The 20,710-nt window shown below is 61.3% G+C and carries 27 protein-coding genes; 12 read left to right on the top strand and 15 right to left on the bottom strand.

All coding sequences use genetic code 11. The annotated features are described in order from the left end of the window. The first annotated feature begins 49 nt into the window (after positions 1–49). The 3 genes from SynRS9907_RS14065 to SynRS9907_RS08880 are packed head-to-tail and all read left to right on the top strand — an operon-like array spanning position 50 to position 1,151. Complete coding sequence (locus SynRS9907_RS14065; protein WP_255445847.1) at positions 50–181, top strand: hypothetical protein; 132 nt, start codon at positions 50–52, stop codon at positions 179–181. Further along, positions 178–879 carry a hypothetical protein gene (locus SynRS9907_RS08885; RefSeq protein ID WP_188020724.1) on the top strand — a complete coding sequence of 234 codons (702 nt, stop codon included), beginning with the start codon at positions 178–180 and terminating at the stop codon, positions 877–879. Before SynRS9907_RS14065 ends, SynRS9907_RS08885 begins: the two co-directional genes overlap by 4 nt. Further along, positions 879–1,151: a hypothetical protein gene (locus SynRS9907_RS08880; protein WP_188020723.1), complete on the top strand. Its 273-nt coding sequence runs from the start codon at positions 879–881 to the stop codon at positions 1,149–1,151. Before SynRS9907_RS08885 ends, SynRS9907_RS08880 begins: the two co-directional genes overlap by 1 nt. Positions 1,152–1,167: 16 nt before the next feature. On the opposite strand, the gene SynRS9907_RS08875 is transcribed toward SynRS9907_RS08880, so the two are convergent. From SynRS9907_RS08875 to SynRS9907_RS08865, 3 genes are read right to left on the bottom strand one after another with little or no spacing between them, the layout of a single operon-like run. Beyond that, a complete protein-coding gene (locus SynRS9907_RS08875; RefSeq protein WP_188020722.1) occupies positions 1,168–1,398 on the bottom strand; it encodes a hypothetical protein in 231 nt (76 codons plus the stop codon). Between the two features lie 17 nt (positions 1,399–1,415). Continuing rightward, positions 1,416–2,432 (bottom strand): glycoside hydrolase family protein, encoded by a 1,017-nt coding sequence (locus SynRS9907_RS08870; protein WP_188020721.1) that lies wholly within the window; start codon positions 2,430–2,432, stop codon positions 1,416–1,418. A 34-nt stretch (positions 2,433–2,466) separates the two neighbouring features. Continuing rightward, positions 2,467–2,757, bottom strand: coding sequence for a hypothetical protein (locus SynRS9907_RS08865; RefSeq protein ID WP_188020720.1), 291 nt, complete (start codon positions 2,755–2,757; stop codon positions 2,467–2,469). Positions 2,758–3,208: 451 nt separating this feature from the next. Between SynRS9907_RS08865 and SynRS9907_RS08860 the strand changes: the two genes are divergently transcribed. Beyond that, entirely contained in the window at positions 3,209–4,852 is a 1,644-nt protein-coding gene (locus SynRS9907_RS08860) for a GMC oxidoreductase (RefSeq protein WP_188020719.1), read from the top strand. Here SynRS9907_RS08860 and SynRS9907_RS08855 read toward each other — a convergent pair. From SynRS9907_RS08855 to SynRS9907_RS08845, 3 genes are all read right to left on the bottom strand, one after another. After that, a complete protein-coding gene (locus SynRS9907_RS08855; protein ID WP_115081922.1) occupies positions 4,833–5,099 on the bottom strand; it encodes a DUF2811 domain-containing protein in 267 nt (88 codons plus the stop codon). The genes SynRS9907_RS08860 and SynRS9907_RS08855 overlap by 20 nt on opposite strands. Before the next feature lie 209 nt (positions 5,100–5,308). Beyond that, positions 5,309–5,464, bottom strand: coding sequence for a hypothetical protein (locus tag SynRS9907_RS08850; protein WP_188020718.1), 156 nt, complete (start codon positions 5,462–5,464; stop codon positions 5,309–5,311). A gap of 41 nt (positions 5,465–5,505) precedes the next feature. After that, positions 5,506–6,621 (bottom strand): sirohydrochlorin chelatase, encoded by a 1,116-nt coding sequence (locus tag SynRS9907_RS08845; protein WP_188020717.1) that lies wholly within the window; start codon positions 6,619–6,621, stop codon positions 5,506–5,508. On the opposite strand from SynRS9907_RS08845, the gene SynRS9907_RS08840 reads away from it, so the two are divergent. Together SynRS9907_RS08840 and SynRS9907_RS08835 are read left to right on the top strand one after the other, a co-directional pair. Next, positions 6,562–7,875: an FAD-binding oxidoreductase gene (locus SynRS9907_RS08840; protein ID WP_255445846.1), complete on the top strand. Its 1,314-nt coding sequence runs from the start codon at positions 6,562–6,564 to the stop codon at positions 7,873–7,875. The genes SynRS9907_RS08845 and SynRS9907_RS08840 overlap by 60 nt on opposite strands. A gap of 30 nt (positions 7,876–7,905) precedes the next feature. Next, positions 7,906–9,468 (top strand): SulP family inorganic anion transporter, encoded by a 1,563-nt coding sequence (locus SynRS9907_RS08835; RefSeq protein ID WP_188020716.1) that lies wholly within the window; start codon positions 7,906–7,908, stop codon positions 9,466–9,468. On the opposite strand, the gene SynRS9907_RS08830 is transcribed toward SynRS9907_RS08835, so the two are convergent. Beyond that, positions 9,447–9,770, bottom strand: coding sequence for a hypothetical protein (locus SynRS9907_RS08830; protein WP_188020715.1), 324 nt, complete (start codon positions 9,768–9,770; stop codon positions 9,447–9,449). The two genes, SynRS9907_RS08835 and SynRS9907_RS08830, sit on opposite strands and share 22 nt — an antisense overlap. Before the next feature lie 90 nt (positions 9,771–9,860). On the opposite strand from SynRS9907_RS08830, the gene SynRS9907_RS08825 reads away from it, so the two are divergent. Genes SynRS9907_RS08825 through SynRS9907_RS08810 form a run of 4 tightly spaced genes read left to right on the top strand, consistent with a single transcriptional unit; the run spans position 9,861 to position 13,526 of the window. Next, entirely contained in the window at positions 9,861–10,922 is a 1,062-nt protein-coding gene (locus SynRS9907_RS08825; RefSeq protein WP_188020714.1) for an amino acid ABC transporter substrate-binding protein, read from the top strand. Then, positions 10,922–11,812: an ABC transporter permease subunit gene (locus tag SynRS9907_RS08820; RefSeq protein WP_188020713.1), complete on the top strand. Its 891-nt coding sequence runs from the start codon at positions 10,922–10,924 to the stop codon at positions 11,810–11,812. The genes SynRS9907_RS08825 and SynRS9907_RS08820 overlap by 1 nt, the downstream gene beginning before the upstream one ends. Beyond that, positions 11,812–12,786: an amino acid ABC transporter permease gene (locus SynRS9907_RS08815; RefSeq protein ID WP_188020712.1), complete on the top strand. Its 975-nt coding sequence runs from the start codon at positions 11,812–11,814 to the stop codon at positions 12,784–12,786. The genes SynRS9907_RS08820 and SynRS9907_RS08815 overlap by 1 nt, the downstream gene beginning before the upstream one ends. Further along, positions 12,783–13,526, top strand: coding sequence for an amino acid ABC transporter ATP-binding protein (locus SynRS9907_RS08810; RefSeq protein ID WP_188020711.1), 744 nt, complete (start codon positions 12,783–12,785; stop codon positions 13,524–13,526). Before SynRS9907_RS08815 ends, SynRS9907_RS08810 begins: the two co-directional genes overlap by 4 nt. Positions 13,527–13,553: 27 nt before the next feature. Here SynRS9907_RS08810 and SynRS9907_RS08805 read toward each other — a convergent pair whose 3' ends face one another. The 3 genes from SynRS9907_RS08805 to SynRS9907_RS08795 all read right to left on the bottom strand — a co-directional run bounded on the left by SynRS9907_RS08805 (position 13,554) and on the right by SynRS9907_RS08795 (position 14,717). After that, entirely contained in the window at positions 13,554–13,784 is a 231-nt protein-coding gene (locus SynRS9907_RS08805; RefSeq protein ID WP_188020710.1) for a hypothetical protein, read from the bottom strand. 159 nt (positions 13,785–13,943) lie between these two features. Next, positions 13,944–14,333 carry an AbrB family transcriptional regulator gene (locus SynRS9907_RS08800; RefSeq protein WP_006849603.1) on the bottom strand — a complete coding sequence of 130 codons (390 nt, stop codon included), beginning with the start codon at positions 14,331–14,333 and terminating at the stop codon, positions 13,944–13,946. Between the two features lie 198 nt (positions 14,334–14,531). Beyond that, a complete protein-coding gene (locus SynRS9907_RS08795) occupies positions 14,532–14,717 on the bottom strand; it encodes a hypothetical protein (RefSeq protein WP_186510225.1) in 186 nt (61 codons plus the stop codon). An 88-nt stretch (positions 14,718–14,805) separates the two neighbouring features. Here SynRS9907_RS08795 and SynRS9907_RS08790 point away from each other — a divergent pair, with 88 nt between their 5' ends. Continuing rightward, positions 14,806–15,720 (top strand): AEC family transporter, encoded by a 915-nt coding sequence (locus tag SynRS9907_RS08790; RefSeq protein WP_188020709.1) that lies wholly within the window; start codon positions 14,806–14,808, stop codon positions 15,718–15,720. Here SynRS9907_RS08790 and SynRS9907_RS08785 read toward each other — a convergent pair. Further along, a complete protein-coding gene (locus SynRS9907_RS08785; RefSeq protein WP_188020708.1) occupies positions 15,711–16,295 on the bottom strand; it encodes an alpha-ketoglutarate-dependent dioxygenase AlkB in 585 nt (194 codons plus the stop codon). The genes SynRS9907_RS08790 and SynRS9907_RS08785 overlap by 10 nt on opposite strands. Positions 16,296–16,354: 59 nt before the next feature. Here SynRS9907_RS08785 and SynRS9907_RS08780 point away from each other — a divergent pair, with 59 nt between their 5' ends. Beyond that, entirely contained in the window at positions 16,355–16,672 is a 318-nt protein-coding gene (locus tag SynRS9907_RS08780) for a hypothetical protein (RefSeq protein ID WP_115081774.1), read from the top strand. Between the two features lie 26 nt (positions 16,673–16,698). Here the strand turns inward: SynRS9907_RS08780 and SynRS9907_RS08775 are convergent, their stop codons facing one another. From SynRS9907_RS08775 to SynRS9907_RS08760, 4 genes are read right to left on the bottom strand one after another with little or no spacing between them, the layout of a single operon-like run. Beyond that, a complete protein-coding gene (locus SynRS9907_RS08775; protein ID WP_114987876.1) occupies positions 16,699–17,592 on the bottom strand; it encodes a homoserine O-succinyltransferase in 894 nt (297 codons plus the stop codon). A gap of 17 nt (positions 17,593–17,609) precedes the next feature. Next, positions 17,610–18,935, bottom strand: coding sequence for an O-acetylhomoserine aminocarboxypropyltransferase/cysteine synthase family protein (locus tag SynRS9907_RS08770; RefSeq protein WP_114988009.1), 1,326 nt, complete (start codon positions 18,933–18,935; stop codon positions 17,610–17,612). A gap of 28 nt (positions 18,936–18,963) precedes the next feature. Next, positions 18,964–19,635: a hypothetical protein gene (locus tag SynRS9907_RS08765; RefSeq protein ID WP_188020707.1), complete on the bottom strand. Its 672-nt coding sequence runs from the start codon at positions 19,633–19,635 to the stop codon at positions 18,964–18,966. Positions 19,636–19,678: 43 nt separating this feature from the next. Beyond that, positions 19,679–20,683 carry a lytic transglycosylase domain-containing protein gene (locus SynRS9907_RS08760; RefSeq protein ID WP_188020706.1) on the bottom strand — a complete coding sequence of 335 codons (1,005 nt, stop codon included), beginning with the start codon at positions 20,681–20,683 and terminating at the stop codon, positions 19,679–19,681. Positions 20,684–20,710 lie beyond the last annotated feature (27 nt).

Below are 20,710 nucleotides of genomic sequence, written 5' to 3'. Positions count from 1 at the left end.
GCTTGTCATGATTCGAACTCATACTGCTTGGCTGCATCCTGTTGTTCTGATGCTCCTCGAGGCGGTCGAGATCGCCCGCGGCCGCTACGCCGCCTCCGGCTCGGACGAGGACCGCTACCAGCTCGTCCGCTACGAGGGCTTGCTCGCCGACACTCTCCGCCGCCTGGGGGGACGCGCATGAACGCTGCTCTGCTTCGCGGCCTTTCGGCTGCAGCTCTCGCACCGCTGCTCTGCTCAGCCGCACCCATCTCCCAGGGGGGTGATGGCTCAGTTCAGCCCCTGCCGCCGTCCATCAGCCGGCGCAGCAGCGGCTCCAGCCTCGCGGCTTTTCATGGCTCCATTGCCGAGCCATTGAGCAGCCTGATCGCGAAGGGGGAGTCGTCATCTGCTGGCGGGTACGACGCCGCCAACAACGGCCAGGCCATGGACCTCGGCAGCTCCGGCATCGTTCGCGTCTTTGGCCGCAAAGCCGATCAGGTCTCCGTTGCTGAGATCCTCGCCGCCCAGGCCCAGCGACTGATCCATGCCGTCGGCCGCTACCAGATCATCGGCAGCACCCTGCAGCAGCTGGTTGATCAGCGCTGCATCACCGCTGCCCAGCTGTTTTCCACTGCGGTTCAGGACCAGGCCTTTCTCTGCCTGATCCAGGACAAGCGCCCCGCTGTCTGGCGCTTCATCACCACCGGTGATGGCCTCTCCCAGGCCGCCGATGCCCTCTCCATGGAATGGGCGTCGATGCCGTACCGCAATGGCCGGACCTTCTACAGCAACGGCAGCGACCGCGCCCATGCCACTCGCGTTGACCTGCTGGCGGCTCTCGAGGCCTGCCGCCAGCGCTACCGGAATCGGAACCCTGAAGCCCACTTCCATCTGGCTTGATGAGATTCGATCCCGAATTTGGACGCCTGCTGGCCCTGGCTCTCTCCATTCACATGCGCGATGAGGTGGCGGTGCAGCAGTTCGCCGCCCAGATCGCCCGCGAGGTGACCTTGGACGTTGAGACCGATCAGGCTCTGGCTTCACTCCGCTCCGGATCGGAAGACCAGCGTCAGGAGCGGATGGCCCAACGCATGCAGGACCGCCTGATCGGCCTGCGCGCCCTGGTCGATGCCGATGGCCTCGCCTGGCTGCGTCAGATGCTGCCGGCTTGAGCAAACGGAGCTCATTTCAGGGATCCTTCGTCCAGAACGCCGACAGCTGATCCACGGGCAGCGTGACGCTGAAGCTGAAGCCAATCGGCTGGATCCACCAGCACAGCCCTTTGGATGTGATGCAGTGGCTCAACACCGGCTCCGGGATGCCGCCTTGTCTGCCGGCGGCATTGCGTTCCATCTGGCCGACGCCGCAGCAGATGACGTCGTAGCCGTTGAGGCAGCTTGGAGAGATTCGGCGGTGCATGGATCAGATCATTCCGTTCATGATTCCGATCCCTTCGCCAGGATCATCCAGCCGCTGTTCGCCCCCTCGACCATCCACCTGGGGCCGAAGTTGCGGCGGCTGTAGCGAACGCCGGCTCCGCTGCCGACCGCGTTGCTGACATAACCGCCGGGAATCAGTGCTGCCTCTCCATTGGGGTCATGGACCACCAGTTGGTCCTCCTCGAAGCCGATCACGGTCGACCAGTGGCCGCCGCCCGATGGAGCAGAAACGTGGCCGTGGTGCAGCCAGCCGACCGGGACGGGAAAGCCCCTGGTGATCTGCTGCTCGATCAGCGCGAAGCAGCCGGTGGTGATGAAGTCGCACACGACCCCGAAGGAGCGCAAGGCCTGCACCTGGGCCTGGGGGTCGGTGGTGTCGCCGTAGCGCTCAACCGCCAGCAGGTAGTCGAGATCGCCATTGATCTCGGAGAGAACACCCGGCTGCAGGGTGTCGAGAAGCATGGCGCACGAGGAGGTGAAGCATTGCCGGTATCCCTCCGCTCCGTTGTCGTGTTGGTGTTGGGCGCGCACGTTGAGGATCCGGCCCGTGCTGGCTGCGGGCCGGTGCTCCAGCCCGGACAGCGCCAGCTTCAATTCAGCGGCGCGCCGGCGAACAAGACCCGGAAGCACGCCGTTGCCGCCCTTGTTCCATCGGGGCAGCTCCTGTTCGAGCACCGACCCGATCGGCTCGCCCGCGTTGAGCCGCCTCAGCAGGCTGCTGGCCGCGAAGGCGGCTTCTCCGATGTTGAACACGAAGGAGGTCAGCGCATCAAGCACCGACTGCGGCAGCTCGACCTCCACCAGGTCCAGAGCGGCCACCGCTGCCTCGAGGTCCTCGACCAGCATCTCCTCGGCCCGTTCAACCGTGATCACATCCCAGGGCTTCACCCCATGGGCTCGGCCATGGCCGATCGTCCACGGTTCTCCACCGGTTCCCGGATCGGGATAGGCCGAGGCAGAAAATCCTTCGAAGCTCTTGATCAGCTCGACAGCAGCAGAAGAGAAGCAGGCCACAGCAGGGGAGGCTCAGATCTCCCCAGGGTTCCGATCAGAAGTCCTCGTTCTGGTGGAGTCGTTTCCGCATGCTCTGCAGGTGGCGCTCCTGCTCATAGACGTGGAAGTCCAGCTTTTCCTCGAAGCGGTGCAGCGTGGAGAAGAGACGCTCCATTGCCAGCTCGAAGTCTTTTTTCGTCAGATACAGCTCGGCGACCTTGAGTTCAAGCCTGTCGCTCTGGGCGGCTGCTCTCTGGGCCAGGCTCACGGCGTGCTCGGACCGGCGCCAGGTGAAGGCGCCCCACCCGAGAACGGTGGGAATGATGATGCCAAGGAGGGGTTCCATCGCTGCCAGGTGATCACCTCAGAGTTCCGCCCCTCGTTTTCGCTCAATCAATAAGTAAGAGGACCCGGATCGGGCCCAGGTGGTTCAGAGCCCAACGCGGTGTGGTGAGTGATCGTCGCCATCGTCATGATCCATGGCGTTAGTAACAGTGTTTCGGCGAACGTTGACCTGGCTCGATGACACGAATGGGCTCTCTTTTCCTTGTTCGGACCCCTCTTGACAAATTTCGGAACCCTCTTGACAAAGGTCCCGAGGAGATGGGGATGGAGAGCGTCTGGGTGAGTATGGTGGGTGAGTAAAAGTGAATAGCCCAGTGGGGACGAGGGGTCTTCAAGGGTGGTACCGGGCTCATAACCCGAAGGTCGGGAGTTCAAATCTCCCCCCCGCCACCAACTCTGATTGAATAAATAATCTCCCTTTCGGGAGATTTTTTTTTGTCTGTCGTACCTCCATGAGCAGTCGCTCCATGAACTGCGATGGCCCCTGGGACGCCATTGTTGTTGGCTCGGGAGCGAGTGGCGGCGTGGCCGCCATGACCCTGGCTGAAGCAGGAGCTCGGGTGCTTGTGGTGGAGGCAGGACCTGACCTCAACAGCACGCAAGCCTTCGGGGCTGAACCGGGAAATCTGCTGCGTCGGATTGTGGGCCTGACCAGCGGCAGCCATCGCCAGCAGTCCCAGCATCCCGGCTACTGGAAAGCCAACCCTCGTCTGTATGCCGATGAGCGCCTGCATCCCTACGAGCACCCGGCGGATCAGCCGTTTCTGTGGACGCGAGGCCTGCAGGTTGGCGGGCGCAGCCTCACCTGGGGTGGCATCACCCTGCGTCTCTCGGATGAAGATCTGGCCGGTGTGGATGTGGAGGGTGAACAGGTCCGTTGGCCGTTGCGCAGCGGTGAGCTGAAACCGCACTACGCCGAACTGGAGCGCTGGCTGGGCGTTCGTGGTGGGCGCGATGGTTTGCAGCATCTGCCGGACGGTGAAACGCAACCGGCTCTGGCGGCGACGCCGGCGGAACAGCGTTTTGCTGAAGCTGTGCAGCAACGGTTGGGCTATCCCGTGATCCCCTCGAGGGGGTTTGGTCCGGCGCCGCAGGGAGAAGATCCCGCCTGGCCCCGCTCCAGCAGTCGCGGCAGCAGCCTTCCTCGCGCCATGGCCACAGGACGCACCCAGCTGCTCTCTGCGCATCTGGTGGAGCATCTCTTGATGGATGCCGGCGGAGACAAAGCCATCGGTGTTGTTGCCGTTGACCAATCCAATGGCAACCGCAGGGAGTTGAAGGCGGATCTCGTGGTCCTGGCCGCTTCCACGATTCAGACCGTCTCCATCCTGTTGCGCTCCCTTCGTGGCGAACAGAGCAACGGTCTGGACGACCCTTCAGGACGACTGGGCACACGCTTGATGGATCATGTCTCCACATCGCAGTTTTTTGCCTTCCCCGAGAATGTTCAGGGGGATCAGCCCATGCTCACGGGGGCTGGAAGCTTTTTTGTTCCGTTTGGCCGACACCTGCCATCGGCTGATTTTCAGGGCGGCTATGGCCTCTGGGGTGGCATTGGACGGTTTGATCCGCCGCGATGGTTACGGCGTCGCCCTTCAAGCATCACCGGGTTCCTGATAGGTCACGGCGAAGTTCTTCCCAGGGCTGACAACAGGGTGACCCTGAGTGAGCGCATGGATCGCTGGGGCGTGCGTGTTCCCTCGATTGCCTGCCGTTGGAGCAGCAATGAACTGGCCATGGTGAGGCACATGCGCGCCTCGATCCAGGCCTGCATTGCCGCCGCCGGAGGCGAAGCCAAATCGATCAAAGACCTCTTTCACCTCCCCTTGGTTGAACCTTTCCTGGAGGGTGCTGTCGCTCTTTCTGAAGGTGCAGCCCCCCCGGGGTATTACATCCATGAGGTGGGAGGGGCTGCGATGGGGAGAAGAGAGACCAGCAGCGTCGTTGATTCCTCCAACCGTCTTTGGCGTGCGCCCAACGTTCTTGTGGTGGATGGCGCCTGTTGGCCGACGTCGGCCTGGCAGAGCCCAACGCTCACGATGATGGCCCTGAGCCGTCGGGCCTGCCTGCTGGCCCTCAGTGGTCGGGGCGGATGAACAGATCGTCGAGATACCGCTCGGTCACGGCGCGGTCGTCACAGCCGTTCTGAAACAGGAAGTGGGCAAGAGCAGAACTCATTACGCGGTATTGGTCCCAGGTGGGGTGCTCCCCGATGAAATCCTTCATACCTCGATAGAGCACCTCGGGAATTTCCGTCTCAAGACTCACGTAGCTGGCTTTTGAAGCAGTCCCGCGCTCCGTGGTTCCCATTTCATGGCATCGCTCGAGGTGATTTCGATCCATTCCGTCCAGCTTGTCCCTGTCCAACGCCCACCAAGAAAGCCACATCACCGGCGCTTGCGTCAAAGCCGTCGCCATTTGTTGAATTGCGGCTGAGACGAGATGAGACAGCAGTCTGTGACTGGGTTTGGGAGTGCGGGAATTGACGAGGTGCGGTTGCTCTAGGCCGAATAGACGGTCTGTCAACCCGGTGGTGCGATTCCCTCGGAAATTCACAGGTTGACCGTTGCAGCCGGCGAGCCAACTTCAGCCTGTGGAAAACGACGTTTTTTTATGTGGAAAAAGGGGGTGAAACCTGGCGCAGCAATTTTGATAAGAAAACCTGATCTTTGCTCCGTCGCTGCTGTCGCTTTCGAGAACCGTGTCATTGGCGACAAGCCAGCCGCAGGTTCTCTTTGGATCCATGGAATCAATCCTTAGGGATCCCGTTATTGCGTTTCAACGTGGTAGGTCCAAGCGGATGGTCGGCATGGGGGTACGGGGGGTGATGGTGGTCGTGGTTGTGGTCCGAGCCATGGCTGTGATCTGAGCCATGGCTGTGATCTGAAGAGTGGCTGTGGTCATGGCCAATCGGGATGCCGTCGAGTTGGCAGGCACCCGTGCACTCCAGTTCGCAAAGCGTGCAGCTGTCCGCAAGGCCTTCCACATGGTGGTGGTGGCTTTCCTGGGCGCGTCCCACGTCCTGTTCGAAGCCCAGCACCTGGGCGCGGTACTTGCAGAGCGAGCAGTTCATGGCGGTGTCCCCCCGCAGCACCTCCTCGACCCGTTCTTTGAAGGTGTCCACCACCAGGGTGTGGTCGCCCAGATAGCCCGCAGAGAGAAACTCCACCTCGGGGTGATCGGCAGCCACAAGCTCGGTGTGTTGGCGGATTCGGCTCACCAGAACCCCTGAAAAGAGGAAATAGGGCACCACCACCACCCGGCGGAAGCCCAGTTTCACGGCGTGACGCAGCCCCGGTTCCACCAGGGGGAAGGTCACACCGGAATACACCGTTTCTCCCCAGCCGAAACCAAATCCTTCCACCAGCAGCCGCGTCACCTTGGCCACGTTGGAGTTGGCGTCTGGATCCGAGGAGCCTCGACCCACCACCACCAAGAGAGTTTCGGCCAGGGGAACGTCGTGCTCAGCGGCATTCAGGCACTCCTGAACGCGAGCCCCGGCAGCCGACACCATCAACCGGTCCACCCCCAGCTCCCGGCCGTAATCGATCGGTAACCCCGTTTCGGCCGTGTACGTGTTCAGAACGGAGGGGATGTCGTTCTTGGCATGCCCCGCTGCGAAAAGCATGGCGGGAATGGCCAGCACCTTGGTGACGCCTTTCTCGCGGAGCGCTTCAAGACCATCCCGAAGGATGGGGCGGGCAAATTCCAGGTAGCCGTGTTCCACCGGCATCGGGGCCAGCCGAGGCCTCAGGGCGTCCACCATCTGGGCGAACTCCTCAACGGCCAGTCGGTTGCGACTCCCGTGGCCGCAGATCAGAACGCCAAGACGCTCGTTGCCGGTTTCCGCGTGCTGTTCGGCCAAAAGGTCGCTCTGCTGTTCCAATGGTTTGACGATATCGGTCGCATCGCAATGGATTCAGACCGTCCCGTTTTCTTCAATGCGCAGGCGGCTGATGCGAGGCGATCCGGTCTGGTCTCCCCTCGACCAGCGGAGTTGGCGGCTTTGGTTCAGAACTGGTCCGGTCCACGGCCGCTGCGTCTCTGTGGCGGGGGCACCACATCTCGGGCCGCCGTGGCCGACCACTGGACCCTGGATCTGCAAACCCATTTCCAACGTGTGGAGTGGCAACCCGCGGATCAGTCGGTCTGGATTGACGCGGGCTGCCGCATGGGAGGCGTGCTGGAGGCCTTGCTTCCCTATGGCCGAACCGTGGCGGCTGGTTTGTCGGGTCTGCCTGGGCTTGGCTATGTGCTCACGGGTGGCATGGGACCGCTGAGCCGGCAGGTGGGGCTTGCTGTAGATCAAGTGCTCGAGATCCATGGGGTCTGGGGAGATGGCAGCCCCTTTGCCCTGTCTCGGGCTGCCGATGCTGGTTCGCTGGAGTGGAGAGGCCTCTGCGGTGCAGCCCCGTTTCTGGGGGTGGTGAGTGCGCTGCGCATGGCCACCCAGCCGCTCCTGCCGCTGTGGGTGGAGCAGTGCGTGGTGTTGCCGGATCAACTGCCTGAGCTCATGCTCAGGGCCGAAGCGTCAAACGCCAGCACCAGCCTGCAGTGGCATTGGGAGAGGGCTGACGCGGTGCAGTTGCTCCGGATTGCCGATTCCCCATGGGCCGGTGCACAGAAGATTGAAGGGTTGCACCAGCTCCCACCCTTGCGGGGATCAACCCCGATGCCTTCGCGATCTCACACGGAGGTGGTTGGCTTGCTGGGGCCGGCCGCTGCTGAGCTCTGGAAGGCCGTGATGCCGGATTTATGCCGTTTGCTGCAGCATCGTCCTCATCCCTTCTGCAGCCTGGCCTGTCAGCAGCTGGGGGCGGCGACGCAACAGGTTGCCGTGGAGGCCAGCTCGTTCGTGCACCGCACGGCCGAGTGGAAGCCCTGGATCACCGCCGCCTGGACTCCGGGAGATGCTTCGGGTCAGAGGCGCAGCCTTGCTTGGTTGGAGGAGGTCTGGCAGGTCCTTCAGTCGGTCTGCCCTGGTGTGCATCTGGCGCAGTTTCATGACCATCTGCCCTTTCATCACAAGGAGTTGGAGGCGGCGTTCGGCTCCTGGTTGCCCGAGTTGCGAAAGCTGAAACAGCGCTTGGATCCAGCAGGCACCCTGCCGCCGCTCTGATTTACGGTCGCCCCTAATCGGCATCCTTTGATGGCCAAACGATCCAGCCCAACCCTGGTGAATCAGTGGTTGGCCAACCCCAGCAAAGATCTGCTCTCGGGTCTGGTGGTGGCTTTCGCGATGATTCCCGAGGCCATCGCCTTCTCGGGGATTGCTGGGGTGGACCCCAAAGTGGGCCTGTTCGGAGCCTTCTGCCTGTCGCTGACCATCGCCGTCGTGGGTGGTCGCATGGCCATGATCACCTCAGCCACGGGCTCCACGGCCCTGTTGATGACAGGTCTTGTGGCCACCGGCGAGGCTCGGGGGCCAGGCCTGGGGGTCCAGTACCTGATGGTGGCGGGGCTGGTGACGGGTCTGCTGCAGATCCTCTGGGGGTATCTGCGTCTTGCCTATCAGATGCGCTTTGTCCCCCAAGGGGTGCTGAGCGGCTTCGTTAATGCGCTGGCTTTGCTGATTTTTCAGGCCCAGCTGCCCCAGCTCGGTCTCAACCTTCACGCTGGAGATGGTGACCATGGGGCCTCATCGTTGCTCCCCCACGGCGGCCAGATCCCCGTTGTCTGGGGCTTGGTCCTGCTGGGCCTGGTGATCATCTATGGCCTTCCCCGGATCACCCGGGTGGTGCCTTCACAGCTGGTGGCCATCATCGTGTTGACCGCGATCAGCGTGGGATTCAGCTTCGACATCCCCACGGTCAGCAGCCTCGGCACCCTTCCTTCAGGTCTGCCTTCCTTCAGCCTTCCCTTCGGTGAAGGGGGCGTTCCCTTCAGCTTGGACACCCTTGGCTTGGTGCTCCCCACCGCCTTGGCCATCTCCCTTGTGGGTCTGATGGAAACCTTCCTGACCCAGGACATCCTCGACGACAAGACCGACACCACCACCAACAAAAACGTTGAGGCCCGGGGGCAAGGCATCGCCAACATCGTTTCCTCCCTGTTCGGTGGCATGGCCGGCTGTGCCCTGGTGGGTCAGTCCGTGATGAATGTGGACAACGGCGGCCGCACGCGACTGTCCACCCTGTTCTCGGGGGTGAGCCTGCTGGCGATGATCCTGCTGGCCGGGCCCTGGCTCAAGCAAATTCCGATGGCGGCTCTGGTGGCCGTGATGATCAGCATCGCTGTCAGCACGGCTGACATCAACGGTCTGCGCAACCTGCGTCGCATCCCCAAGAGCGACACCTCGGTGATGTTGATGACCTTTGCCGTCACGATGCTCACCACCCCGCACAACCTCGCCCTTGGCGTGTTGGCCGGCGTGGCGCTGGCAGGAATTCTGTTCAGCCGCAAGGTGGCCAAGGTGATTCAGGTGGAGGCCGTCGAGATCAGCGATCAGGAGCGGTTGTACCGGGTGCGGGGGCAGCTGTTTTTTGTGAGCAAGGTGTATTTCCTCCAAGGATTCGATCTTCACGACCATCCCGAGCGCATCACGGTTGACCTCTCCCAAGCCCACATCTGGGACCAGAGCGGCGTGGCTGCGCTGGATCAGGTCATTCGCAAGTACCGCAGCGGTGGATCTGTGGTCAGCGTGATTGGCCTGAACGAGGAAAGTCTTGATCTGTTCGAGCGGATCGGCGGTCAGGAATCAGCCCATGCATGAGCCTCAGCTTGGTCTGCAAGACAGGCCCTGAGGTCTTGGCGCATCGCCATGAGCCGCTGCTGGATCTGCACGTCCTCAGGGTTGGTCTCCACGTACCGCTCGGTGACGTCGTTGCTGATGCTCATCAACAGGCAAAGGGTCTGAACATCACGTCCGGCCCGTTGCTGAGCACTCTCTAGAAGAAAGCCCAACAGCTCCATTTTGTTGTTGTAAGTACCACGGTCGTGCTCGTCCCACGCGACAGCAGCGGAAGTCGTGCTTCCAGCGATCAGTCCGGCCAAAAGGGGGGCCCAGACCTTCATTGCAGCCAGGCTGATTGGCGTGAACGTAGGTCGGATGTGGGGGATGTGCTCGGGATCTGGGACAATCCCACCCGATCCGTACCAACGCTGATGTTCCGATCCAGTTCGCGTGTTCTGATCGTTGCGTTGGCGGGGTTGTCCTCGTTCCTGGCGTCCTGCGCGTCACTGGACAGTGCAGCTGGCTCGCGTCTGGATCTGGTCAAAGCGCGAGGCGAGTTGCTTTGCGGGGTGAGCGGCAAGATTCCAGGCTTCAGTTTTCTCAGTCCTGATGGGCGTTACACCGGCCTGGATGTCGACATCTGCCGTGCCATGGCTGCTGCTTTCGTTGGTGATGCCGAGAAGATTCAATACCGGCCCTTAACTGCGCCCGAGCGGTTCACGGCCTTGCGATCGGGTGAGATCGATCTTTTGTCTCGCAACACCACCCACACCCTCAGCCGCGATGCGGTGGGGGGCAATGGTTTGCGCTTTGGGCCTGTGGTGTTCCACGACGGACAGGGCTTGATGGTGAATGCCGCCAGCGGAGTGCGTTCGCTGGCTGACTTAAGCGGCAAGGCTATTTGCGTGGGATCAGGCACCACAACCGAGCAAAACCTCAACGACGCCTTCGCCTCCGAGGGGCTTCCCTACACACCGATCAAATATCAAGATCTCAATCAGGTGGTGGGCGGCTACCTCCAGGGGCGCTGCGCAGCCATGACGTCTGATCGCTCGCAACTGGCGGCGGCACGCTCAGGGTTCAGTGATCCCCAGGCGCATCAGATCCTCGACGACCGGATCAGCAAGGAGCCCCTGGCTCCAGCAGTGGTGGGGGGAGATCAGCCCATGGGTGATGCGATGACCTGGGTAATCAACGCTCTGATCGAAGCCGAGGAACGGGGCATCAGCCAAGCCAATGTGGATGCGGTGGTGAAACAAGCCGCAGCCGATCCCTCCCAGACCGCTCTGCGGCGTTTCCTGGGGGTGGACCCAGGCCTGGGTCGCAAACTCGGACTCGCCGATGACTTTGTCGTTCAGGTGATCCGTGCCACAGGTAATTACGGCGAGATCTACAACCGCCATCTCGGACCGGACAGTGCCGTGGCGATACCCCGGGGGGCGAACCGCCTGGCCGGTGAAGGTGGTTTGATGATTTCCCCACCGTTCACCTGATGCGGCAGCGTCGTCTCCTGGTTCAGGTTGGTGTCGCCGCCCTTCTGATCGGCCTTCTGGCTCTGCTGGTCAACAATCTGGCGGTCAACCTGATTCGGACGGGCTTGGGACTGGGTTTTGGCTGGCTGGGCCGACCCGCTGGTTTTGCTCTGGCGGAAACCGCTCTCCCCTATGCCCCATCCGATAGTTACCTCTGGGCTCTGACCATCGGTTGGCTGAACAGCCTCAAGGTGATCACGGCTGGCCTGGTCTTGGCCACCGGCCTGGGGGTGGCTGCCGGCGCAGCCCGCGGTAGCAACAACCGTCTGCTGCGCAGCCTGGCCGGAAGCTACGTGGCCTTGATTCGTCAGATTCCTCTGCTGCTGCAGTTGCTGTTCTGGTATTTCGTGGCCTTCCTTGGCCTTCCCTCGGTGCCGATCGGTGGGTTGATCCGGCTTTCGAATCAGGGCATTCAGCTGTTGGGCCTGAACCTCAGCGTTGAATTTTGTGCGGTTCTTGTGGGACTCACGGTGTTCACGGGTGCATCGATTGCCGAGATCGTGCGCGGTGGCATCAACGCGGTGCCGCGGGGCCAGTGGGAGGCCTTCCGCAGCCTTGGGCTTGGGGAAGGGCTTGGGCTGCGGCGGATTGTGTTGCCTCAGGCCCTGCCGGCGATTCTTCCTGCGCTCACCAGCCAGTACCTCAATCTCGCCAAGAACAGCACCCTGGCCATTGCCGTGGGCTACGCCGATCTCTATGCCGTCAGTGACACCACCATCACCCAGACCGGCCGCGCCATTGAGGGCTTCCTGCTGCTGTTGCTCAGCTTTCTGCTGCTGAATTTGTTGATCAGCGGCGGCATGGCTGCCTTCAACCGTGCCGTGCTGGGTCGTCTGAGCAGGAGCCGCTGATGAACCGTTGGTTGGATCGTGGGATCACCCTGCTGCTGCTGGCTCTGCTCGGATGGGCTGGCTGGTCCATGCTGCATTGGCTGCTGGTGGCAGCCGACTGGTCTGTGGTGACCACCAATCTCCCGCTGTATGCGGTGGGCAGTTTCCCTGCAGATCAACGCTGGCGTCCGTTGCTGTGGATGGCAGCACTGATCACGCTGACGCTGCTGACCCTCACTGGTCCGAAGCGTGGCTGGGTTCGCCGTTGGTTGCCGTTGGTCTGGATCGCGATGGCACCACTGGGGCTCTGGCTGTTGGCCGGAGGTTTGGGCCTGCTGCCGGTGGGGACACGCAGTTGGGGTGGTTTGACGCTCACGCTGCTGCTCACGGGAGGCAGTGGTGCTTTGGCACTTCCGTTGGGGATCCTCCTGGCTCTCGGCCGGCGCAGTGAGCTGCCGGTGCTGCGTTGGAGCAGCGCCGCTTACATCGAGTTGATGCGGGCTGTGCCGTTGATTGCGGTTCTGTTCTTTGGGCAACTGTTGATCCCGTTGTTCCTGCCGCCAGGCCTTGAGATCAATCGGGTTCTGCGGGCGGTTGTGGCCTTCGCCTTGTTTGCAGCGGCCTACATCGCAGAGGATGTTCGCGGTGGATTGCAGGCGATTCCGCCCACCCAGCGGGAGGCTGCAGCCGTGCTGGGGCTGTCGCCACGTCAATCGCTGCAATTGGTGGTGCTGCCGCAGGCGCTGCGGATTGCACTTCCATCGCTCACCAATCAGGCGGTGGGTCTGCTGCAAAACACAAGCCTGATGGCGATTCTCGGCTTGGTGGAATTGCTCGGCATCAGCCGCAGCCTCTTGGCGAATCCGGCTTTCATCGGCCGCTATCTGGAGGTCTACCTCTGGCTTGCTGCGGTTTACTGGCTGGCGTGTACCGCCATGGCACTGCTGGCCCGCCACCTGGAAGTTCAGCTTGACCCTGCCCGCTCCGCTTCATGACTGTCGCCATTCGTGCCACTGATCTGGTCAAGAGCTATTCCCAAGGGGTTCGAGCTCTCGATGGCGTCACCCTTGAGGTGAACAGCGGCGAAGTGCTGGTGGTGATGGGGCCTTCCGGCTCCGGCAAGAGCACGCTGATTCGTACGTTCAACGGTCTGGAGTCGCTGGATGGCGGAGCCTTGGATGTGCTCGGGGTTCCCTTGGACGCCACCCATGGGGAACGTCAGGTGCGGGAGATCCGCAAGCGCGTGGGGATGGTGTTTCAGCAGTTCAATCTTTTCCCTCACCTTTCCATCCTCGACAACATCACCCTTGCCCCGATCAAGGTGCAACAGCGTGCCAAGGCGGCTGCCGAGCAGCGGGCGATGGATCTCCTTGACCAGATGGGCATTCGCGAGCAGGCCTACAAGTACCCGTCGCAGCTCAGTGGTGGTCAGCAGCAGCGGGTGGCGATCGCCCGGGCTCTGGCCCTGGATCCTGAGGTGATGCTGTTCGACGAGCCCACCAGTGCCTTGGATCCCGAGCGGGTGAAGGAGGTGTTGGATGCGATGCGCCAGTTGGCCAAAGGCGGCATGACGATGGTGGTGGTCACCCACGAACTGGGTTTTGCCCGTGAGGTGGCGGATCGGGTGATGTTTATGGATCGGGGCCAGGTGGTGGAGACATCGGATCCAGAGACGTTTTTCAGCAATGCCAGGGAGGAACGCAGCCGCAGATTCCTCAATCAGATGCAGCACTGAATGGTTTGCACAACCTCGTGCAGGACCTCAGGCTGACTGTCGTTCTCTCCAAGCCTCAGTGGGCTTTCGGCTGTGCTTGCCCTGCCAACGGAAGTAGGCCGTCACGCAGATCAGCCAAAACGCCACAAAAGCAAGGGTCAGCGCAAGTCCGTGCATCCGAAAGAAGGTCAGCACGACATGGATGGACAGGGCGACTGAGCCCCCCAACAGAAACGTATTGCTCAGGAACGAAGCGACGGTTTCCTTGAAGGATTTCAACTCTGTCGCGCTACTGCGGCTCACATTACCGAGCAACAATTGTGATGCCAGCCCCAGTGTGGTTGCCTCAGGGCCTCGGTTGCTTCGTTGCGCAAAAAAAGCCCCTCCGGGTAGGGGAGGGGCTGTAAGGAATTCAGCTTGGGGTGATGGATCGGTTGATCACTCGTCAACCTGGTCGGCAGCTTCGCTGTGCTCCGCAGCTGCACCCGTAGGGATCAGACGGATGGCTTTCTTGCCGAGCTTGATTTCGAACTCGTCGCCGGGTTCGAGGTTCAGCATGGCGGTGTAAGCCTTGCCGATCAGCAGATTGCCATTGCCCTGAACTTTGGCGATGTAGCTCAGTTTGCGACCACCTTTGCCAATCGCAGCACCACCGCTGCTCAGATTCACGCCCTTGGCCTCGAGCAGAGCCTCGTAGAACGCTGTGAAATTCAGGCGATCGCCACCATCTTTCTTGTCAGAGACGTATCCGCAAGCTCTCACCAGATCGGATTTGGAAACATCTCCAAGTTCTTTGACCTTGGCAAGCAGCTCGGAACCGGTCAGCATTTTAAATGCGTCTCAATGGATACATAGTTCATAACTGGTTGGCTGGCTGGATGTCAATCAATCGAGCCGATATTGCCAAGGATCAGTGCTTTGAAAGGTTTGTATCTAGGGATGCGTCTCTGTGGTCTGGCTTTTGAGACTGCTCTGCTGCGATGAAGCCTGACGGGCTGATATGGAGGCCTTCTCAGTGGTTACAACCTAAGGACTCTCTGAGGCTTCACAAACGATCGTGTACTCGACACGATCATCATCAGAGCAGCAAAAATCGCCGTAGTAACGCTCAAGTTCATCGTAGGCAGCGTCGTAGCTGTCGAAGCGCTGCCGTGTCAGCCCATCCTCTGATTGATCACTGCGCACGATGCGATGGCGTGAAGCTGGTTGCATCAGCTTGATCCACGCGGCCGATTGGAATTCAGATTAAGCCTGGGGCTGAGGCATCAGTCATCTCAGGTTTCTAGGGTCGATTGATCTGATGGAGGTGCCAATTCTTCGGTTTTTGCTGGAGCTTGTGCCCTCTCTTCTGATTGGGTTCTGGGCTGGTCGACGCCATGAAACCCTGTCCACTCGCTTGGCTGCACCGCTGGTGCGGTTCGGTGTGCCGATCAGTGTGATGGGCCTGCTGTTGAAGGGTGGCCTCAGCGTCGACATGTTGCAGGCAGCAGGTCTTGCGGTGCTCGCCATGGGCCTTGTTCTGGTGGGGGGCTCGCGCCTGCCGGGATTGGCTGAGTTGGCGTCTCCCACGCTGCGGCTTGGCAGTTGCACCGGAAACACGGCCTATTTCGGGGTTCCTCTCGCCCTGGCTTTCCTGCCCGACGAGGCTCTGCCCATCAGCATTGGCTACGACCTCGGGGCGACACTGCTGGTCTGGAGCCTGGGACCGCTGTTAATCGGGGGGCAGGTCGATGGATCTCAGCGGTTGCGAGGGTTGCTCAGCAGCGTTGCTGGGAGTCCGGCAACCCGAGGACTCATCGGTGCGTTGCTGGTTCAGGCGACCCCATGGTCTGCTTCGGTGGCCGATGTGCTGTGGTGGCCTTCCCGCTGCGTGATTGTGCTGGCTCTGATGGTGGTGGGCATGCGCCTGGGCAGCATTCATCGCCAGGGCATTGCGCCGGAGGCACGTCCTCTGCAGCTGATGAAGCCACTGGTGGCCAAACTCCTCTTCTATCCGTTGTTGCTTGGGGTCCTGGCGTCTCTGCTGCAGTTCAAGCCTTTGATGGTTCAGGCGGTTGCTCTGCAAGGAGCCGCGCCGACGGCAATCTCTCTTTTGCTGATCGCAGAATCTGTGGGTGCTGATCAGGAGCGGGCCGCAGGGTTGGTGTTTTGGAGCACGTTGCTGGCCTTGATCACTGCGCCTGTATGGGGCGTGCTGCTGCGCTCTCAGTTCTGAAAACGGCGAAAGGTGAGATTGATACGGGGGCTCTGCACTTTGCGCCGCTGAGGAACACTGTGCATCCATCGGCTCTGACAGCCCGGGTGCATCACCAGAAGGTCACCATCGGCCAATGGCAGAGACATTTTCAGGTGAGCAGTTGTGCGGTGGCGGAGCTGAAAATCCCGCGTCGCCCCGAGTGAAAGGGAGGCAATCGGAGCCCGCTGATCAATTTCCGGTTCGTCATCGGCGTGCCAACCCATGCGGTCATCGCCATGGCGATACCAATTGAGCAGGCATCCGTTGAAGTTGGTTTCACAGGCTTGATTCACCTGCTGCAGCAATGGCTTGAACCATGCAGGCCAGCCATCACCGGTGTGAATGGCACCGCTGTAGCGGTAGTGAATTCCTTCATTGGCAAGAAACACCGTCAGTCGGGGCACCGGGTGGCGCTTGCCATAGACCTGAACGACGGGCTGCTCCCACTGGAGCTGGTGTTCAAGTTGTGTTTGCCAGTGCCTGGCAAGTTCTGGCTTCAGCCAACCCTCATGCAGGGACCAGTCCGTTTCAGCTTCAGCTGGATGGATCGTCATTCGTGACGTCGGATGACGAGGTCGGTTCGATCCCGAGACTGTCCCATACATTCGTTGGCATGGGAGCCCGAATCACCCAAGACGAATTCCTCAAGCGTGCTGTACAGCGCTTTGGTGATCAATTCGATTACAGCTTGATCCGCTGGCGCAGTTACAAGAGCCCCGTTCAAATCCGTTGCAACGCCCATCCGGTTCAACCGATCACGATCACACCGGAAAAGCATCTTCAAACCCTGGGTGGCTGCCGTCATTGCCTTCGCGAGAGACGCATCGCCTCGCTGGAGCGGGAACTCAATCGCAAATCCGCTGAGCGTCCAGAGGCCGTCGCTCAGGAGCCTTCGGCCAATCTGGAACCCACTCCGAAACGACACAGCTAAGGGGGTGTTGCTGCAACCAAGCCTGATCAGGCTTTGAGGCTGACCCGCTGATAGCAGAACCAGAGCCACTGCTGGAACAGAAGGTTCCGGTGGGAGCGCCAGAGGGTCTGGGGTTGGGCCGCATCGAAATTTTCGGGTGGCGGAACATCTCCGCGGGCTCGGTCGCGTTCCATTTCTCCGAGGATCCGCCCCACGTTGTACTCGGGGTGGCCGAGGTGCATCAGCTGCCGCTGATCCGGTGTCTCGAAAATGGTGTACCCCACCTGTTCGCCGTGGGCGAGCAAACGAAGACGTCCGTCCCGTTCGGCGGCTTCCATCGCGGCATCAGGCAGTCCGGCATGACGGCTTTGGGGGCAGACAAAATGGTCGTCCTGGGTTCCCATCAATGGATGCCCCGGAACAAGGCTGCGCATCGGGTAGATCCCGAACAGCTTCTGCTGGAAGGCCACCTTGTCGACGCCCGCAAGGTAAGCGAGGGCGAAACCGGCCCAGCACAGTCCGAGGGTGCTGGCACAGGTGCTGCGCGCTTCCTCAATCAACTGGACCAGTTCGTTCCAGTAACTCACCTGTTCAAAGGGCAGGTGTTCCACGGGGGCACCGGTGATGATCAAGCCATCCAGAGGACCCTGGGATAACGCTTCATCCCAGCTCACATAGAGCTGGTCGAGATGGTTCTGATCCCAACTCTTGTAGGCGTGGGAGTTGAGGCGAATCCAAATCGGTTCGATCTGCAGCACCGATAGGCCCAGCGGATGCAGCAGGTTGAACTCGTACTGCTTGCCCAGCGGCATGATGTTCAAGATGCCGATACGCAAGGGCCGGATGTCCTGACGTTCAGCCTGTTCGGGCTCAATCCAGGAAATCCGGTTGCGTTCAACCTCCGCGATTTTGTGGTAACTGCCAGGAAGGATCAGCGCCATGGAAGCTGGGACGTCATTCAGCTGAGAACGGCGAGGGCCTGTTCGAAGTCGGCCTTGATGTCGTCGATGTGCTCGAGTCCGACGGAGACCCGCACCATCGTGGGGGTCACGCCAGCCGAAGCTTGTTCCGCCTCACTGAGTTGTTGGTGTGTCGTGGACGCGGGGTGAATCACAAGCGTTTTCGCATCGCCCACGTTGGCGAGATGGCTGGCCAGCTTGAGGCTGTCGATGAAGCGAACCGCATCGTCGTAGCCACCGTTGAGGGAGAACATCAGCATGCATCCCATGCCACGGCCTGTCAGGTATTTCTTCGCGGCAGCGTTGTAAGGATCACTCGCCAGACCGGGATAGCTCACATGGGCGATGGCGGGATGGTCCTGCAGCCAGGTGGCCAGCGCCATGGCGTTTTCGGTGTGGCGCTCAACGCGCAGGCTCAGGGTTTCCAGACCCTGCAGCAGCAGGAAGCTGTTGAACGGACTGACGGCCGGCCCCCAATCCCGCAGCCCCTCCACCCGGGCCCGCAGGGCGAAGGCGATGTTGCGGTCATCCGGCAGGCCCAGCATTTTGCAAACGTCACTGCCGAAGCCAAAGGCATCCCAGTGCACCAAGCCGTGATAAGCCGCGCTGGGCTGGCTCATCAACGGGAACTTGCCGTTGCCCCAGTTGAAGGTGCCGGCGTCCACGATCACGCCCCCCAGGCTGGTGCCGTGGCCCCCGATCCACTTGGTCGCACTTTCAACGACCACATCAGCGCCGTGGTCAATTGGTCGCAGCAGAGCTCCACAGGCTCCCAGGGTGTTGTCGACGATTAAGGGGATCCCTTTCTCTTTGGCAAGCGCTGAAAGACCCTCAAAGTCGGGGATGTTGAAGCGGGGGTTTCCCATCGCTTCCACGTAGAGCGCCTTGGTGTTGTCGTCGATTTGCGCTGCAAAGCTCGCGACGTCGTCGCCTTCGGCAAAGCGCACGTCGATTCCCAAGCGAGGGAACTGCACTTTGAACTGGTTGTAGGTGCCGCCGTACAGGTAAGACGTTGAAACGAAGTTGTCTCCCGCTTGCATGCAGTTGGTGATCGCCAGGAACTGAGCCGACTGGCCTGAGGCTGTCGCCAGTGCGGCCACCCCGCCTTCAAGGGCGGCGACGCGTTTTTCAAACACGTCGGTGGTGGGGTTCATCAGGCGGGTGTAGATGTTCCCGAATTCCTTCAGACCGAAGAGGTTGGCTCCGTGTTCGGCGTCATTGAAGACGTAGGAGCTGGTCTGATAAATGGGAACCGCCCGCGCGTTGGTTGCACTATCCGGGGACTGCCCGGCGTGCAGCTGCAGGGTCTCGAAGCGGTGAGACATGGTCTTCGTCGGGGCCACTGCCCCAGTTCTAGTCGTCAGAGAGCTCGGGTTTGTCGGTTTCCGCCAAAGAAGGGAATGTGTTGCGGATCACCGCCTGAATGTCGCGGTGCGCTTCGCTGCGGAATCCAGCCACGCCATCGGCGCTGAGCAGGGGATAGGTGCGATCACTGGCATCCACCTCGCGTAGATGCTTCCAGCGGTTGCTGCTGTCTTCTGCTTTCAGCGCAATCAGGGGCGCCTGAAAGTCGTAGGCCTTGGTGTTGCCGAGAGCAGCCACTTGGGCCGTTAGCTTTTCACGCACAGGGCTGAGGGCTTTGGCCTTCAACGTGTCGGGCAAGCCGAGCACGGGCTCGTAATGGTCGAGCAAACGGAGTTCAGCTTCCAGCAGCACCGGCCATGCTCCGCGTTCACCGTCGCCAAGGCCCATCCCCGCCTCGGCTTCGGTCATCGCATCGAGATGGAAGCGCAGCCAGCGGTAGTAGGTCTTGTCTTTGATTGATTTCTTGGCGGCGGCCCGTCCGGTCACAATCGCCGGCAGAGCTTTTTCAGCTTTGCGCAGGAACAGGCGATCCTCCCGTTCCAAATTCATGGCCCCCCAGCGTTGCCGGTATTCCCACAGCTCGACGTAGCGAGCCACATCCGCCTCGGACCAGCCGAGACCCTTCAGTTCATCACCGCGATGGGAGGTTTCCTTGGACACCCGCTTCCTGGATCACGCCAGGTCTCAGAGTAGGTGTCGATGCTCACCCGTTTGGTGATCTGCTGGCTGGGTTGGCCTGCAGGTGCTGCTCAATTGTGATGCGCTGCGGTTGGTCGTAACCCACCGGCAGCCAAAGATCACCGGCCGCTGCATTGAAGTGGATCTCCCAGTGATACAAGCCGGTGTAGGCCGCAGGGTCCTCCTTCATCAGTGAGGCATAGAGCAGCACGGCGCGGCCGTAGTAATCACTGTTGTTGTAGCCCCAGAGGCCGCGGCGAATGTCCTGCAGTCCGCCCCGCCTCACCAGGTAACGCGCCGCTGCCTGGATGGCGTCGTGGGGATCGCGGATGTTCCCGGCGCCAATGCCGGGTTCGGCCCAGGTGGTGGGCAGGAACTGCATCGGGCCCTGGGCATTGGCCACGGAGATGCCATCGATGCGTCCCATTCCGGTTTCCACGAGGTTCACGGCCGCCAGAACCTCCCATTCGATCCCTGTCGCTGCCTCGGCCTTGCGGTAATAGCTGAGCAGATTCGCCGCTGGTTCGGGCTGAATGATCCGCCAGGCGGGGAGCATCGTCGGTCCACGGCCGCGGCTCATGCGAACGAATTCACGCCGTGCTGCCAGGTGGCGTTCCGCCACGCTGCGCCAGCGCGGGGGTAACGCGTTAACGACCTGCTGCGATCTGGGTTGGTCCGTCGACAAGACCCGGTAGATCACCTGTTGTTGATGGCCCAGATCGGGCAGGGCCTCGGCCGCTGTGGCGGGATCCCTCAGTGCCTGTTCAACGGCCGCGAGCAGTGTTGCCAGCTCGGTTGGATCAGCGGGCACAAGGGGGTACTGCCGGCCATCTTTGGTTTTCGGTTGGCTGGCCTGGGCAGGAAGCAGCACAGGTGATTTCACCCCTGGCTCAGTCACCCCTGGCTTGGTGACATCTTGCTGGGAAACAACCGCTTCGGCTGCGGCCTGCGGCTGTTTTGGTCTCAGCCACAGCCCGCTCAGCAGGCTTGCCGTGATGGCTGAGACAACAAGCACATTGCGGCTGCGCATGGTGGGGCAGGGGCGCTGTGTTGACCC

Source organism: Synechococcus sp. RS9907 (assembly GCF_014279615.1).
Taxonomy (GTDB): Bacteria; Cyanobacteriota; Cyanobacteriia; order PCC-6307; family Cyanobiaceae; genus Parasynechococcus.
The sequence above is the reverse complement of the archived record's forward strand: the minus strand, read 5'-3'. Positions and strand labels throughout refer to the sequence as shown.

What these genes read in the sequence shown, in the direction of transcription:
- SynRS9907_RS08775 (WP_114987876.1), bottom strand. Translation starts at nt 17,592, where the DNA reads ATGGCGCTGATCCTTCCTGGCAGTTACCACAAAATCGCGGAGGTTGAA.
- SynRS9907_RS08795 (WP_186510225.1), bottom strand. Translation starts at nt 14,717, where the DNA reads ATGCAACCAGCTTCACGCCATCGCATCGTGCGCAGTGATCAATCAGAG.
- SynRS9907_RS08885 (WP_188020724.1), top strand. Translation starts at nt 178, where the DNA reads ATGAACGCTGCTCTGCTTCGCGGCCTTTCGGCTGCAGCTCTCGCACCG.
- SynRS9907_RS08880 (WP_188020723.1), top strand. Translation starts at nt 879, where the DNA reads ATGAGATTCGATCCCGAATTTGGACGCCTGCTGGCCCTGGCTCTCTCC.
- SynRS9907_RS08835 (WP_188020716.1), top strand. Translation starts at nt 7,906, where the DNA reads ATGGCCAAACGATCCAGCCCAACCCTGGTGAATCAGTGGTTGGCCAAC.
- SynRS9907_RS08825 (WP_188020714.1), top strand. Translation starts at nt 9,861, where the DNA reads ATGTTCCGATCCAGTTCGCGTGTTCTGATCGTTGCGTTGGCGGGGTTG.
- SynRS9907_RS08875 (WP_188020722.1), bottom strand. Translation starts at nt 1,398, where the DNA reads ATGCACCGCCGAATCTCTCCAAGCTGCCTCAACGGCTACGACGTCATC.
- SynRS9907_RS08850 (WP_188020718.1), bottom strand. Translation starts at nt 5,464, where the DNA reads ATGACACGGTTCTCGAAAGCGACAGCAGCGACGGAGCAAAGATCAGGT.
- SynRS9907_RS14065 (WP_255445847.1), top strand. Translation starts at nt 50, where the DNA reads ATGCTCCTCGAGGCGGTCGAGATCGCCCGCGGCCGCTACGCCGCCTCC.
- SynRS9907_RS08760 (WP_188020706.1), bottom strand. Translation starts at nt 20,683, where the DNA reads ATGCGCAGCCGCAATGTGCTTGTTGTCTCAGCCATCACGGCAAGCCTG.
- SynRS9907_RS08780 (WP_115081774.1), top strand. Translation starts at nt 16,355, where the DNA reads ATGGGAGCCCGAATCACCCAAGACGAATTCCTCAAGCGTGCTGTACAG.
- SynRS9907_RS08830 (WP_188020715.1), bottom strand. Translation starts at nt 9,770, where the DNA reads ATGAAGGTCTGGGCCCCCCTTTTGGCCGGACTGATCGCTGGAAGCACG.
- SynRS9907_RS08810 (WP_188020711.1), top strand. Translation starts at nt 12,783, where the DNA reads ATGACTGTCGCCATTCGTGCCACTGATCTGGTCAAGAGCTATTCCCAA.
- SynRS9907_RS08790 (WP_188020709.1), top strand. Translation starts at nt 14,806, where the DNA reads ATGGAGGTGCCAATTCTTCGGTTTTTGCTGGAGCTTGTGCCCTCTCTT.
- SynRS9907_RS08855 (WP_115081922.1), bottom strand. Translation starts at nt 5,099, where the DNA reads ATGGATCGAAATCACCTCGAGCGATGCCATGAAATGGGAACCACGGAG.
- SynRS9907_RS08860 (WP_188020719.1), top strand. Translation starts at nt 3,209, where the DNA reads ATGAGCAGTCGCTCCATGAACTGCGATGGCCCCTGGGACGCCATTGTT.
- SynRS9907_RS08800 (WP_006849603.1), bottom strand. Translation starts at nt 14,333, where the DNA reads ATGCTGACCGGTTCCGAGCTGCTTGCCAAGGTCAAAGAACTTGGAGAT.
- SynRS9907_RS08815 (WP_188020712.1), top strand. Translation starts at nt 11,812, where the DNA reads ATGAACCGTTGGTTGGATCGTGGGATCACCCTGCTGCTGCTGGCTCTG.
- SynRS9907_RS08785 (WP_188020708.1), bottom strand. Translation starts at nt 16,295, where the DNA reads ATGACGATCCATCCAGCTGAAGCTGAAACGGACTGGTCCCTGCATGAG.
- SynRS9907_RS08820 (WP_188020713.1), top strand. Translation starts at nt 10,922, where the DNA reads ATGCGGCAGCGTCGTCTCCTGGTTCAGGTTGGTGTCGCCGCCCTTCTG.
- SynRS9907_RS08865 (WP_188020720.1), bottom strand. Translation starts at nt 2,757, where the DNA reads ATGGAACCCCTCCTTGGCATCATCATTCCCACCGTTCTCGGGTGGGGC.
- SynRS9907_RS08770 (WP_114988009.1), bottom strand. Translation starts at nt 18,935, where the DNA reads ATGTCTCACCGCTTCGAGACCCTGCAGCTGCACGCCGGGCAGTCCCCG.